Below are 13,532 nucleotides of genomic sequence, written 5' to 3'. Positions count from 1 at the left end.
AAACTGCGATAAGTGTGAAATACGGAATTTTGGTTTAAGTTACCGGTTTAAGTTACCGGTTTAAGTTAGCGGTTTAAGTTACCGGTTTAAACTACCAGTTTAAATTATGCTAAAAACTAGCCTTTAATATAAAGAAAAAAATCTCAGAATTAACGCTTTTAATAATTAGAGCCTCTGGACGACAGGAATATAAAAACAGTGGAATCGGCAGCAGCGGTTGATGTAGTAATTATTGGTGGTGGTATTGTCGGTACTGTATTAGCCAAAGCACTCGCAGAGAAAGTATCTCCTATAAACAGCTCTGGCTTATCTGTCACCCTAATTGATGCGGCTGACCCAGAGCAAACCAGTAAAAGCTTAGTCGACTTTAACCCTTTTACCGACACCCGAGTGATTGCCTTGGCAAGACGTACTGTTGAAGAACTGTCTCACATGGGGCTAAACCTTGATGATGTAGCTAAGCAGCACAACGGTGAGTTACCTCCTCAAATTAAACATATTGAGGTTAGCGACAAAGGGCACTTGGGGCTATTAAACCTTCAAAGCAGTGACTACCACATTGACGCGTTCGGCCAGGTGGTGAGCTTAAGCGCACTAACGCGATTGGCGGCAGGTGCAACCTCAAGCTACCAATATATCGCACCTGTCAAGGTAACGAACGTAAAACAGCAGTGCAATTTTGTAGAGGTGCAGCTAGATAATGGGCAATCGCTTACCACAAAGTTGCTGGTACTGGCAGATGGCGGTCGTTCAGGATTAGCTGACCAGGTTGGCATTTCAAAAACAGTCAATGATTATCATCAAACGGCCATTGTCTTTAACGTTCACACTCAGCTCCCTCATGAAAACAGAGCTTACGAGCGTTTCACCCAAAATGGCCCGTTAGCGTTCCTGCCTTTCGACAGTGAAATCGATGATATCAAGGCTAGTGGAAACGGCTTTTCAGTTGTATGGACTGTAGATACTGACGCCGCAAAGTCGTTAATGGCATTAAATCAACGCGCATTTATCAAGGCCCTACAGGAAGCATTTGGCTATCGACAGGGCAAAGTACTGAGAGTCAGTGAGTTGGCAAGTTACCCGTTAGCGCTTACTAAAGCCCAGCAAGTTGCTAGTCATCGCACAGTGGTGGTAGGCAATGCGGCACAGGCGCTACATCCTATTGCAGGGCAAGGCTTCAATCTAGGCTTACGCGACTTAAGTACTTTAGTGTCTGTGCTGCAAGTGTCAGCGGAAAAGCACGGCGAGCATAATTCATATGAAGAGAAAAACGATACAATCGCATCCGCTAATTTCGATGCAGGCGCTTTTAGTATTACTCAGCATTACGCCAATTCGCGTAAGAATGACAGGAATAACACGATAGCCCTGACCGATACGCTAGTTCGCACCTTTTCAAACCAGTATTTTCCAACGGTAATTGGGCGCAATGTGTCGTTATTGGCATTAAGCATGATGCCCCAGGCGAAAAAAGCGTTTGTTAAACACACGACGGGCTATGGCGAAACACCACTAAGAAAAAGAGATAACAATGCAGCATGTTGATATAGCGATAGTGGGCGGCGGAATTGTAGGGCTAACCCTTGCAGCGGCGCTCAAACACAGTGAATTGAGCATAGCAATAGTCGATAAAGCGGCGTGTTATCAGACTCTGGACGAGAAGCCAACGGCGAGAGTGAGTGCCATAAACCAAGCTAATATTAAAGCGCTTCAACAGTTTGACGTGTGGTCGCATTTGCAGCAAGACCGCGCCAACCCTTACACCGACATGCATGTGTGGGACAAAGATAGTTTTGGCGACATTCACTTTTCATGCGATGAAATGGGCAGTGATGCGCTTGGCGTGATTGTAGAGAATCAGGCTTTAGTCAATGCACTGACTAAATCTGTGGAAGCGCAGCCTAATGTGGAGTTGATCACCGCGGGTATTGATAGAGTATTAGCTGGCCCAAACCAAACCATGCTGATGCTTGATAATGATGACGTGCTAAGCTGCAGGTTATTAGTAGGCGCCGATGGCGCAAATTCGTTTGTGAGAAAGCAGGCTGGCTTGCCAATTACATTTAAAGACTACGAGCATACGGCGATTGTCGCTAATATCAAAACGGTAGAGCCGCATAATAATGTGGCGAGACAAGCGTTCACACCCACGGGACCGCTCGCGCTACTGCCTATGTCTGAGCCAAATGTATGTTCTATTGTATGGTCGCAAACGCCAGAGCAAGCGAACTTATTAATGGCATTGGATGACGCTGCGTTCTGTAATGCGTTAACTGCGGCTAGTAATAGCGTTCTTGGCACTATTTCGCTTGAAACTAAGCGCGCCGCTTTCCCGTTGACCATGCGTTATGCACGCCAGTGGGCGAAAGACGGTGTGGTGCTGGTAGGCGATGCAGCGCATACCATTCACCCGCTTGCAGGGCAGGGCGCTAACTTGGGAATGCAAGATGCGCTCGCATTGGCGGAAACCCTAAATGACTTAAAGGTGTCGGGCAAAGACATAGGTTTGTACAAGCACTTACGCAGCTACGAACGAAGCCGTAAAACAGAAGCCACGAAAATGATTGCCGCAATGGACGGCTTTAAATTCTTATTCGACGGCGACGACCCCCTCAAAAAGTTGGTCAGAGGAATTGGTCTTTCAGCCACAGACAAACTCAGCACCATTAAAACCGCCTTCGTCAGCCACGCCATGGGCCTATAAATCCAAAAAAATGGGGTCAGAGTACATTTAAATTGGGGTCAGAGTACTTTTTTCGCCACCCCTGAATAGTGGGGTCAGAGTACATTATTGGCTTTCCCTATTACAAAACCGAATAAATGTACTCTGACCCCATTATTGAAGCTTGGAAGTGTACTTTTTCACACATCATAGAAAACAGGCGGCAAAGCTCTCTAATTATCTATCTCGCTCCAAAAGCAAAGAAATGTACTCTGACCCCATTCTTGGGGTTTAGTCTTTTCGGCGTTGAGATAGTCAGCGGTACAGGATACTCTTCGGTATCCTTTTTTATTTGTACCAATGGCTTATGTTTACTTATCTTTGCAAACCTTATCGCGCCTTTTCCTTTGTCTGCGCCGCTTCCGTACTTACTTCTACTTTAATTACTAGTTCGGCGAATGCCGACGCAGTGGTTTCCACTTTAGCTTCGGTTGAATCGTCGGCGACAACAAAAAGCAAAAAGATGACGCTGAGTAATGCCTCTATCGATTTGGACGTATATCGTCAGCACGTTAAAACACTGGCAAGCGATGAGTTTGAAGGGCGAGGGCCTTTGTCGAAAGGTGAAGAGAAAACAGTCGATTACTTGGTAACCCAATACAAAAAGCTAGGGTTGAAGCCAGCCTTTGGCGATAGCTACACCCAAGCTGTGCCTTTAGCCAAAATAACGCCTAAGAACATTTCATCGTTAAAAATAGGCGGGCTTGATTTTAGCGCAGGCAGCGAGTTTACAGCCCGTACTCAGCGCATTGTTAATGACTACTCACTTGCTAATAGTGATGTAGTTTTTGTGGGTTATGGCATTAATGCCCCAGAGTACAATTGGAATGATTACGCAGGCCTGGATGTAAAAGGAAAAACCGTTGTAATGCTGGTAAACGACCCAGGTTTCGCTTCTAAAGATCCAGAGCTTTTTCAGGGCAACGCAATGACCTATTACGGTCGTTGGACATATAAGTACGAAGAAGCAGCCAGGCAGGGGGCAGAAGCGGTTTTCATTATTCATGAAACCATGCCAGCGGGTTACGGGTGGGGCGTAGTCGAAAACTCAAATTCCAATACCAAATTCAGTTTAGTCGACGACAACAATAATGCTTCACAAGTCGGTGTAATGGGTTGGCTTCACCTAAATGCCGCAAGACAGCTATTTGAAAAAGTGGGTTTGGACTATGGCGAGCTTAAAAACAAAGCTTCAAAGCCCGGATTTATGCCCATCTCGCTAAACACAAAAGCATCATTGGGCTTCACCAATACTATTGAGCGTGCCGAGTCGCAAAATGTTGCAGGCATTTTAGAAGGAACAGATAAGCCAGAAGAATGGGTAATGCTTCACGCTCACTGGGATCACCTAGGCAAAGTTGAGAAGAACGGCCAAACCACTATTTACAATGGTGCGGTAGATAACGCTTCAGGTGTAGCAGGTGTGCTTACGTTAGCAGATGCGCTTTCAAAACGCGAAGAGGGCTTTGCACGTACACTAATGTTTAGTGCTTTTACCGCCGAGGAAACAGGGCTACTCGGTGCCGATTATTTTGCAAATAACCCGCCGGTACCAACATCGAACATGGTGGCTTTTTTAAACATCGACGGCATGAATGTAAACGATGATGTTGATTACATTTTGCAGTACGGCGAAGGTTATTTATCTATTGAAGACGATTTAGCGACAGCTGCCGCATTACAAGGGCGAACGGTTAAAATGGATCCGCGACCTCAAAATGGACTGTTCTTCCGCTCAGATCACTTCGCGCTTGCTAAGCAGGGCGTGCCTTCAATTTTGTTCATGAGCTTAGGCGATACCGACCCTAGCTTCATCGCCAAACGCTATCATAAAGCAGATGATGACTACCTTCCAAGCTGGACATTAGGTGGTGTGCAACAAGACCTCTCACTTATCGGCTCTATGCTGAACTATTACGCCCAAGGCGATGTGTGGCCATACTGGAAACGTGACTCTGATTTTAAAGACAAGCGCACACAGGCAATGGAAGTGAAAAAGGCAAAGTAATTCACGCTTAACTGTAGGTAGCGATATAACAAGGTAAAGCGACGCTAATGAGTTGGATTTTATTTACGTTGGGCGCGGTAGTTATGCAAACCGTGCGCAATGCACTGCAGAGCAAGCTGAGCGGTGTAGTTAACACCTCTGGGGTGACGCTCTCTCGCTTTATCTTGGCTCCGCCAATAGCCCTCGTCTATTTACTCATTCTCTACAGCAGTAGCACCAGTCAAGTGCCTGAGTTCTCAGGCACTTTTATTGCAGTGATACTGTGTGCTTCGCTACTTCAAATAGCGGCCACTTCTTTAATGGTGATTTTGTTCAAGCAGAAGAATTTTGCCATTGGCGCAGGTCTAGCGAAGAGTGAGGCCTTGGTGGCCGGCGTTGTAGGCATGCTCTTTTTCGGAAGTTATTTAACGCCCCTTGGGTGGGCGGGCATAGTAATAGGCGCAATAGCAGTATTTGTGTTAAGCAGCGGCAATCGGCTCCATGGCATTAGTGTGAAAACCATGGTTATAGGTCTTGCTTGCGGTACCTGTTTTGCGCTGACATCACTGTTGGTGCGCGAGGCTAGCCATATGCTAAATGTTCAGCATACGGTGGCTGCTGCTTGGGTGTTGTTATGGGTACTGTGTGTACAAACGATAAGTTTAAGTGGTTATATTGCGCTAACTAAACCCTTCGTGTTCAGACAGCTAACCAACGCTAAAAAGCAGGTGCTAGCGATTAGCACGGTAAGCTGTTTGGGCTCAATTTGTTGGTTCACCGCTATGGCATTGCAACATGTGGCGCTAGTAAAAACGCTTGGTCAGTTAGAGGTGTTGCTTACCTTGGTACTTTCACATTACTGGCTAAAAAATGCAGTCACAAAACGCGAAATTGCTGGCTTACTTCTTATTGGGCTTGCCGCCATTTTCGTTATGTGGGCATAAAGTACTGACAATATTAAACACTGAAGTTTTTAGTACAAAATCAATTGAATGTTATTTTCATAAAACAAAAAAGTGCTAAACAACCTTAATTAAAACGACAGGAAGGGAACATGGATAAGCGACATTTCTTGAAATTAGCGGGCGCTAGCTTTGCGCTTGCTCCTGTGGCTTCTATGGCTGCAATTAATCAAACCAATGCAACAGACACTAACGGTTTAAGCGGGCTAAGTGATATCACCGCAAATGCGAAGCCGATTACCGTAGAAGAGCGCAAAGCGCGTATTGAAAAAGCGCAGTCGCTTATGAAAGCCCAAGACATTGCGGCAATTCTGGTCGAGCCTGGCGCTGCAATGGATTATTTTTCAGGGATTAAATGGTGGCGTAGTGAGCGCTTGACCGCGCTGGTTATCCCTCAAAAAGGTGACATGGCGGTGGTAACGCCATTTTTCGAAAAGCCAAGTGTGTTTGAGTCGTTAGCTATAGGCGATGATGTAAGAGTGTGGCAAGAGCATGAAAGCCCGTTTGATGTCGTAGCCAATATTTTAAAATCGCGCCGTATAACAAGCGGCAATATCGGCTTTGAAAGCAGCGTACGCTACTTTGTAGTTATCGGAGTCAGCCGAGCGCTACCAAACATTAATATTGTTCCCGCCGAGCCAATTACCCTTGGCTGTCGCATGTATAAAACTGCGAGTGAACTGGCACTTATGCATAAGGCCAATGAAGTTACTTTACGTGCTTACGAGTTTGTTTTTAGCAACCTAAAGCTTGGCATGAGTCAGCAGGATGTAAAAAGTTTGATGAACACCGCACAGCAGCACTTAGGCGGCAGCGGTACATGGTGTTTGGCGCTGTTTAACGATGCAAGTGCTTATCCTCATGGCACAAACGCAGCACAAACTATCAAAGAAGGCTCGGTGATCTTGCTAGACAGCGGTTGCAGCGTGCACGGTTACCAAAGCGACATAAGCCGTACTTTGGTATTTGGCAAAGCGTCTCAGAAAGTTCAGGACGTCTGGCACACAGTAAGGGAAGGGCAGAACGTGGCATTTGCCGCAGCAAAAATTGGTGAACCAGCAGGCAAAGTGGACGACGCAGTGCGCCAATTCTACGCCAGCAAAGGGTACAGCAAAGACTATGCATTGCCTGGGCTAAGTCACAGAACAGGTCACGGTATCGGCATGGAAGGACACGAGAGCGTTAACTTTGTGCGCGGTGAAAATACGCCACTTAGAAAAGGCATGTGCTTTTCTAATGAGCCAGGTATCTATATTCCGGGTGAATTTGGTGTGCGCTTAGAAGACTGTTTGTATATGACTGAAACGGGCCCCGCTTACTTTACCGAACCGCCAGAAAATTTGGCCAAGCCGCTGGGCAGGCTAAAACCCCTAACTGTTTAGGCAAGTGTTTTTATTATGGCTTTAATTTGTCTTTCTTTTTTGTATCTACATTTTTAAAAATGTTTGCTACGTGATTAGCTATAGCTCACCTTATTTGAAACATTTAGTTTACGCTGAGGCGTCTATTCGCTGATGATATAAGTAGGTACGTTAGTGAGCATTCCTGACGCGTTTTAAGTTAGGTTTGCTTTGAATGAAATATATTCAACGGCCAGATATAGAGAAACAAAATTTAGTTTTTATAAGGAAGTAATAAATGTCCTACTCTATTAGTCAATTAAAACGGCTAGCTTGTCTATTATCTGCGGTCATGTGTGCGAGTTTTAGTGCCGAAGGCGCAGTCAAGATTACTGAATGTGGCTCATATCAACTATGCTCAACTGAATCAAAAGCACTCAATTACGCTCTCAGCAAATCTAATGGCGATAATATAGATATAGTGCTGGTGAACACTGTTATGAATAAAACTTCTATTATAGAAGTTAGAAACAGTGATTTTGGCGGAACGACGTTTTCCGGCATGCCCACTGTGACAGCTGAAGAAGTGTACATCGCAAGTACTGCAGGCCACATGGCCTCCGTAGGCTTAGTACATTTTCTAGAGGACCCAATCATATCTTCCCTTAATGAGGACTCAGTTGTATTAGGTACAGTTAACGGAAGACCGATTGTTCCTCTAGAGCACTTTTACGCATTGCCCCACAAAGTCAGTGTTCGAGGTTCAAGTTTATTTTCTATAAATAATGAGTTAGAAAGCCCACTGAACAACGCATTTCAAGACCACTCCAACGGCTTGTTAGATAATATAGATTTGTCAGGGGATCTCAGAGTTGGGCTGGCATTCAGAAAGGTTCTTGCAGTTGAAATTGGCGCTTCGTTTGATGGAGCATCTGTAGACCAGATGGAAGTGTTCTTCAAGGCTTCTCAGCCGGAAGGTGAGGCTCCATGGGGAGTAATCGTTGATGTGAAGAAAAATGGCTCTACAGGGCTTATTACTAAAATTACTAGAGTAGCGCTTATCGAGAATGGAAGTATAGTTTTCGTTATCCCTGTTAAGGAGGATGGGACAGTTGATACCGAAAAGCTTATTGGTACAACGTTTAGAGTAAGTGAAGAAGCGAGTCATAGTAGCATTCGAGGGTGGTTTGCGGGTATTAATTTGGATATTAGCATTGCCCCTTGCTCTTCAGTAACCTGCAACATCACAGTCATCGATTTAGACAAAGAAGAAATAGAGTCGTCCTAAAAAACAAAGAAACAAGAATAAGTTTTATGTTTAAAGCGTTAGCGGTCTAGCTGCTAGCGCTTTTTTTTAATTATTTGTAGCTAGCCCTATAAAGTTAATAAACCTGTCTCTCAAAATTTTTATTAGCTGTTACACTTAAAATTATTACCTAAGTGAATGATGGATAAACTATGCCCGCAAATTCAGATAATAAGTGCACCACTCATGGTTAAACGGTGATGAGACGATCAACTGCCTGTTGATGGTATTCTAAAGTCGCCAAACTAATAGAAGTATTACCATGAGTTACAAGCAGTTGATCGAAGGACAAAGATACCAGATAGAGGCCTACTTACGCGAGGGTTTCAGTTACCGAGAAATTGGGAAACGCCTGAAAAAGAGTCATAGCACTATCAGTCGCGAAGTCAGACGGAACAGAATCAGGGGGAGTCATTACCTGCCCGAAGTTGCTCAGGCAAAAGCGTTAAAGCGACGCCATCATGCTGCTAAGTATATGATGCCTGATATTACCGTTACTTTTGTAGAGTTCGGATTGGAACAAAAATGGAGCCCAGAGCAAATAGCTGGTGTGGGTAAAATTATCGGCCATAAGGTCAGTCATGAATGGATTTATGGCTATGTTCAACGCGATAAACTAACAGGTGGCAAACTTTATAAGAAGCTGCGTCACGGTCGACGTAAGTACCGTAAAGGCAGTCACACAAAGCGTGTAATTATTCCAAATCGCGTTGGCATAGAGTGTCGCCCCGCTATCGTGAACAAGAAGAAACGGTTCGGCGATTGGGAAGCCGATACGGTTTTAGGTAAACAAGGAACAGGCGCGATTGTCAGCCTTGTTGAGCGAAAAAGTAAGTTATATCTGATACGAAAAGTGCCAGCGAAAAGCGCGGCTGATGTCGCTAGAGCTATGGTTGGTATGCTATGGAAATACCGACGCCATGTTCGCACAATCACAGCGGACAACGGCAGCGAATTCTGCGACCATGAAATGGTAGCCGAAAAATTGAAAACAGACATCTACTTCGCCAACCCTTATGCATCATGGGAGCGAGGGTTAAATGAAAACTTCAATGGATTACTGCGTCAGTACATACGAAAAGGCACCGATTTACGGACAGTAACAGATAAGCAGATTGCCGAAATTGAAAAGGCATTGAATGCAAGACCGAGAAAGTGCCTAGGCTTTAAGCAGCCTATTGCAGTGTTCAATAAATTACGAAAGGCTGCTTAATTTAGGAGTGGTGCACTTCGGAGTTGAATTTGCGCCTGAAAGAAAATTTAGATTGGTTACGCGAAGTGATTTCGATGGACTGGTATGCGCAGTTTTATTGAAAGATTTAGACTTAATTGACGATATTTTGTTTGTTCATCCAAAAGACATGCAAGACGGTAAAATTGATATTACCGAGAATGATATCACTACTAACCTGCCTTACGTTGCGGGTTGCCATATTGCCTTCGACCATCACTTAAGCGAAACAGTGCGTAACTCAGGCGATATTGATAATCACATCATTGACCCGAAAGCGCCGTCGGCGGCGCGCGTTGTTTACGACTATTACGGTGGTGCAGATAAATTTCCTAATATCTCAGTAGATATGATGGATGCAGTAGATAAAGGAGACTCTGCACAGTTTAGCGAAGAAGAAATCCTTGAGCCCACAGATTGGGTGCTCATGAATTTCATCATGGATGCGCGAACTGGGCTTGGTCGTTTCAGAGATTTCAAAATCTCTAACTATCAGCTAATGATGAAGCTAATAGATGCGTGCAAAGACCACAGCATTGAAGAAATACTGCAAATGGAAGACGTGGCCGAGCGCGTGAGTTTGTACCACGAGCACAATGAAATGGCGAAGGCGCAAATTGCCAAGTGTTCTACTGTATACGACAACTTAGTTGTGCTTGATTTAACCGACCAAGAAACCATTTACGCGACAAACCGGTTTGTTATTTATGCCATGTACCCCGACTGCAATATCTCTATTCACAAGATGTGGGGGCTGAAAAAGCAAAACGTGGTATTTGCTATTGGTAAATCCATTACTAATCGTAGCTCAAAAACCAATGTGGGAGAGTTGTGCTTGAAGTATGGCGGCGGTGGTCACATGAACGCAGGTACATGTCAGGTTGAAACCAGCAAAGCCGAAACTGTACTCGGCGAGCTTATCGAAACCATCACGAGTGATGGCTAAAGCTAATTGAATAAGAACGGTGGGGCAGAAAAAGTACTCTGACCCCATTTTTTTATTGGGTTAGTCTCACTTTAAAGAATTCGGCAAGAGTTTTACTGATCACAGGGTGCTGTGTATCTTGATTGAACAGGCAAATATTTACCTTGCCTAGCTTAGGCAGATGCGGGTGGTTTAATGCTACCAGATTTGCCGGTAAGCTAGATTTTGCTAGAGCTGTCACGCCTAGTCCCTGTTGAATGGCGGCAACCAATCCACCTAAATCTGCATTGGTATAGCTGATTTTCCATGCAAAGGTTTGCTGCTTTAACTGTTCAATAACGCGGCTTCGATACATACAACCGTCGGGAGCAAGCACCAAAGGGATATTGTTGCCAACCAACGGATGAGCCGTGTCGCCAACCCAAACTACGTCATCTTCTAACACTACTTCGCCTTCTGTCTGCTCACCCGGATTCACCAGCGCCAAAATCAAATCGAAATGATCGCGCTGCGAAGGGTGCAGCAAATCACGGCTTAAGGCCGAGGTCACTTCAAGTGATACATCGGGATAGCGCTTTGAAAATTCGCCAATTAGACCCGGCAATAATGTAGAAGCAAATTCGTTGGGAATGCCAAGACGCAAGCGACCGCTAAGCGGGGCAGGGGTCAAGCTGCGAAAGATGTTATCGTTAAGCTCTAGCAGTTCTTTCGCCTTTGGGTACAGCCAATTGCCGTCGGCGCTAGGTACATGCCGTTGCCCTACTTTGGTAAATAGCTTGCGGTCTAACTGCGACTCTAGCTTTTTAATTTGTAGGCTTATTGCCGGTTGAGAACGACCCAAAAAGTCGCCTGCTTTAGCGTAGCCACCAAGCTCAATAACGCTAACGAAGGTGCGTAAGGTATCAAGGGAAAGCTGCTTCATAGTTAATTACACTTTCTAATGAATTTGCCTGCTTTTATTATATTTTTAAATGTAAGCGGGCGAAAGGCGTAATTTTGTATGTTTGTGCGTTCTAACCAAGTTAGGGTTGCCTTACTCGATGCGCTCCCTCTACCGATTGCCGCATAGTGCGAAGTGCAAGGGTGTTGGGTTGCGCAAGTGGCGTTGTGTTATTAGAAAAGCGCTTCATTCCCGCAAAAATGCAGTACCACGAAGGTCGCAAATAAACCAATTTGTTATCAACTTCATTAAGCGCTTGTTCAAAGCTGGCGCCTTTGTCCCACGCATTTAGCAAATAAGAAAGGGTATCCGGCACCTTTAAGTTTTCGCGACAGGCAACCCAGTAGGCAGAATCGTCGCGCGTGTTTAAATAGTAATGAGCAGCAATGTAGTCCCGAATACCATCGAACATTCGGTTTATCTCAGAATTATAGCGTTCCTCCCTTCGCGGATTGTTACTTTGCCAGCAATCGATAAAGTGATGCAGTGCGTACTGCACCAGCATAAGTGCGGTGGCTTCCAATGGTTCAATAAAGCCCTGAGACAACCCTATGCATAAACAATTACCTTTCCAGTGTTCTTCTAGTCTACCTACGGTCATTTTCAAATGTCGGGCTTTCTGATGGGGCTGGTCTGGTTCTAATGCAAGTCTAAGCTCTTCTTCTGCTTGGGCTTCAGTGCAAAACTGTGAACTGTACACATAGCCGTTGCCTGTGCGACTAGTTAGGGGAATGTGCCACTGCCAGCCGTGACTAAGCGCAATAGAGCGAGTTTGTAGTGCAGTTTCTGGTGATGCTGTTGCGTCGCTGGCAATGGCTACGGCAGCATCGTTAAACAAGGTGTCGGCATAGCTTGTAAACTTTCGCAACAGGGCTTGTTTGCCAAGAAGCCCTCGAAACCCCGAGCAATCAATAAAAAAGTCTGCGCTTAATGTACTTCCGTCATCCAGTTTTAGCGAGTTAATAGTGTGCTCATGACTTTCAACATTTGCCACAGTGCCTATTTGATGAGACACCCCTTTGTTTAGCGCGTATTCTTTTAAGAAGTCACCCAACAGCCCTGCATCAAAATGATAGGCGTAATCAATATTCGCAGAACTACAAATGGCGTCGGGCGTAATGCTTTTTTCTACCATGTGCGCAGCAGTAAAGTAGTGCGACGGATTAATGTCGTGCGAAGCGCCTTTTCTGTATTCATTTACCGCGCTGAAGTACATATCCGCGGTGGGAATATCTAAAGAAGAGAAGAATGGGTGAAAATAGCTGTCTGAATCGGTGAACGCGGGGCGCGTTGTTTTTGATTCAGCCGTTGTAGTCCAACGCTCAAAGCTAATGCCCATCTTATACGTGGCGCTGCATTTCAGCATCCACTCACTTTCATTCATTCCGAGGAACTCAAAAAAGTGGCGCAGATAAGGCGTTGAACCTTCGCCTACGCCAACGGTGCTGATAACCGCAGATTCAAGAAGTGTTATTTTAGGGGCGGGGATAGGTACATTACTGTTATTGGCCATCAACTCGGCGGTTCTTGCCAAGTAGCACGCCGTCATCCAGCCTGCTGTTCCGCCACCCACAATCACGATTTCTTGAGGTAATTTGTTCATTACTGTTTCTCGGTTGACGCGCGCACTACCAGTTCAGGGATGAAAGTATGGTTAAGGTTGTCATGGGCGGCTTTGGCTTTTTTAGCTCGTAAATACTGAATTAACGACGCCGCAGCATGCTGCGCTATCTCATTCGTTGGCTGAGATGCCGTAGTTAACGGCGGAAAGGTCTGTCGGGAAAAGGGGCTGTTCTCAAACCCAGCAATTGCGAGTTCTTGAGGAACATCTACCCCCTTCATTCTTGCACCAAACAACGTACCCGCTGCAATCTCATCGTTACACGCAAACACAGCGGTAGGGTGCGGCGACATGGCGAGCAGCGTTTCGGAGCTTTTTACCCCAGTTTCAAATGAGTAGGTGCCTTTGATAATTAACGACTCATCAATTGCAATACCCGCTTTTTCTAACGCCGCTTTGTAGCCGTTCAAACGCTCAATGGTGGATTTGTGAATTTCTTCACCGGCAATAAACGCAATGTTTTTGTGACCCTGGCCAATAAGGTGCTCAGTTATATCG

General features: G+C 45.3%; 11 protein-coding genes. 8 read left to right on the top strand and 3 right to left on the bottom strand.

Features of this window, described 5'->3' with window-relative positions:
* Positions 1–198: 198 nt before the first annotated feature.
* The 8 genes from MHN02_RS06355 to MHN02_RS06320 all read left to right on the top strand — a co-directional run bounded on the left by MHN02_RS06355 (position 199) and on the right by MHN02_RS06320 (position 10,494).
* On the top strand, positions 199–1,545 hold the full coding sequence (locus MHN02_RS06355; RefSeq protein WP_239245149.1) for an FAD-dependent monooxygenase: 1,347 nt from the start codon (positions 199–201) through the stop codon (positions 1,543–1,545).
* The gene (locus tag MHN02_RS06350; RefSeq protein ID WP_239245147.1) at positions 1,532–2,704 is read left to right on the top strand and encodes an FAD-dependent monooxygenase; all 1,173 of its coding nucleotides are present in this window, start codon (positions 1,532–1,534) and stop codon (positions 2,702–2,704) included. The genes MHN02_RS06355 and MHN02_RS06350 overlap by 14 nt, the downstream gene beginning before the upstream one ends.
* A gap of 481 nt (positions 2,705–3,185) precedes the next feature.
* Entirely contained in the window at positions 3,186–4,730 is a 1,545-nt protein-coding gene (locus MHN02_RS06345) for a M28 family metallopeptidase (protein ID WP_239245145.1), read from the top strand.
* Between the two features lie 47 nt (positions 4,731–4,777).
* On the top strand, positions 4,778–5,653 hold the full coding sequence (locus MHN02_RS06340) for an EamA family transporter (protein ID WP_239245143.1): 876 nt from the start codon (positions 4,778–4,780) through the stop codon (positions 5,651–5,653).
* Positions 5,654–5,763: 110 nt separating this feature from the next.
* Positions 5,764–7,053, top strand: a complete 1,290-nt coding sequence (locus MHN02_RS06335) for a Xaa-Pro peptidase family protein (protein ID WP_239245141.1) — start codon at positions 5,764–5,766, stop codon at positions 7,051–7,053.
* 457 nt (positions 7,054–7,510) lie between these two features.
* Positions 7,511–8,299: a hypothetical protein gene (locus MHN02_RS06330; protein WP_239245139.1), complete on the top strand. Its 789-nt coding sequence runs from the start codon at positions 7,511–7,513 to the stop codon at positions 8,297–8,299.
* A gap of 280 nt (positions 8,300–8,579) precedes the next feature.
* Positions 8,580–9,530: an IS30 family transposase gene (locus MHN02_RS06325; RefSeq protein ID WP_239245137.1), complete on the top strand. Its 951-nt coding sequence runs from the start codon at positions 8,580–8,582 to the stop codon at positions 9,528–9,530.
* 10 nt (positions 9,531–9,540) lie between these two features.
* Entirely contained in the window at positions 9,541–10,494 is a 954-nt protein-coding gene (locus MHN02_RS06320; RefSeq protein ID WP_239245342.1) for an exopolyphosphatase, read from the top strand.
* A 52-nt stretch (positions 10,495–10,546) separates the two neighbouring features.
* On the opposite strand, the gene MHN02_RS06315 is transcribed toward MHN02_RS06320, so the two are convergent.
* The 3 genes from MHN02_RS06315 to MHN02_RS06305 form a co-directional block, all read right to left on the bottom strand.
* Complete coding sequence (locus MHN02_RS06315) at positions 10,547–11,395, bottom strand: LysR family transcriptional regulator (protein WP_014950370.1); 849 nt, start codon at positions 11,393–11,395, stop codon at positions 10,547–10,549.
* Positions 11,396–11,495: 100 nt separating this feature from the next.
* Complete coding sequence (locus MHN02_RS06310) at positions 11,496–13,016, bottom strand: tryptophan halogenase family protein (protein ID WP_239245135.1); 1,521 nt, start codon at positions 13,014–13,016, stop codon at positions 11,496–11,498.
* Positions 13,016–13,532, bottom strand: a 517-nt coding sequence (locus MHN02_RS06305; protein WP_239245133.1) for a substrate-binding domain-containing protein, incomplete at its 5' end; no start/stop codon positions are given. The genes MHN02_RS06305 and MHN02_RS06310, both read right to left, overlap by 1 nt.

The sequence above is a fragment of the Alteromonas sp. CNT1-28 genome (assembly GCF_022348345.1).
Lineage (GTDB): Bacteria > Pseudomonadota > Gammaproteobacteria > Enterobacterales > Alteromonadaceae > Alteromonas > Alteromonas macleodii.
Note: the sequence above shows the minus strand (reverse complement) of the source record. Positions and strands in the feature narration are given on the sequence as shown.

Coding starts and splice junctions, on each gene's coding strand:
- MHN02_RS06350 (WP_239245147.1), top strand. CDS start 1,532: ATGCAGCATGTTGATATAGCGATAGTGGGCGGCGGAATTGTAGGGCTA.
- MHN02_RS06345 (WP_239245145.1), top strand. CDS start 3,186: ATGACGCTGAGTAATGCCTCTATCGATTTGGACGTATATCGTCAGCAC.
- MHN02_RS06340 (WP_239245143.1), top strand. CDS start 4,778: ATGAGTTGGATTTTATTTACGTTGGGCGCGGTAGTTATGCAAACCGTG.
- MHN02_RS06335 (WP_239245141.1), top strand. CDS start 5,764: ATGGATAAGCGACATTTCTTGAAATTAGCGGGCGCTAGCTTTGCGCTT.
- MHN02_RS06330 (WP_239245139.1), top strand. CDS start 7,511: ATGAATAAAACTTCTATTATAGAAGTTAGAAACAGTGATTTTGGCGGA.
- MHN02_RS06325 (WP_239245137.1), top strand. CDS start 8,580: ATGAGTTACAAGCAGTTGATCGAAGGACAAAGATACCAGATAGAGGCC.
- MHN02_RS06315 (WP_014950370.1), bottom strand. CDS start 11,395: ATGAAGCAGCTTTCCCTTGATACCTTACGCACCTTCGTTAGCGTTATT.
- MHN02_RS06310 (WP_239245135.1), bottom strand. CDS start 13,016: ATGAACAAATTACCTCAAGAAATCGTGATTGTGGGTGGCGGAACAGCA.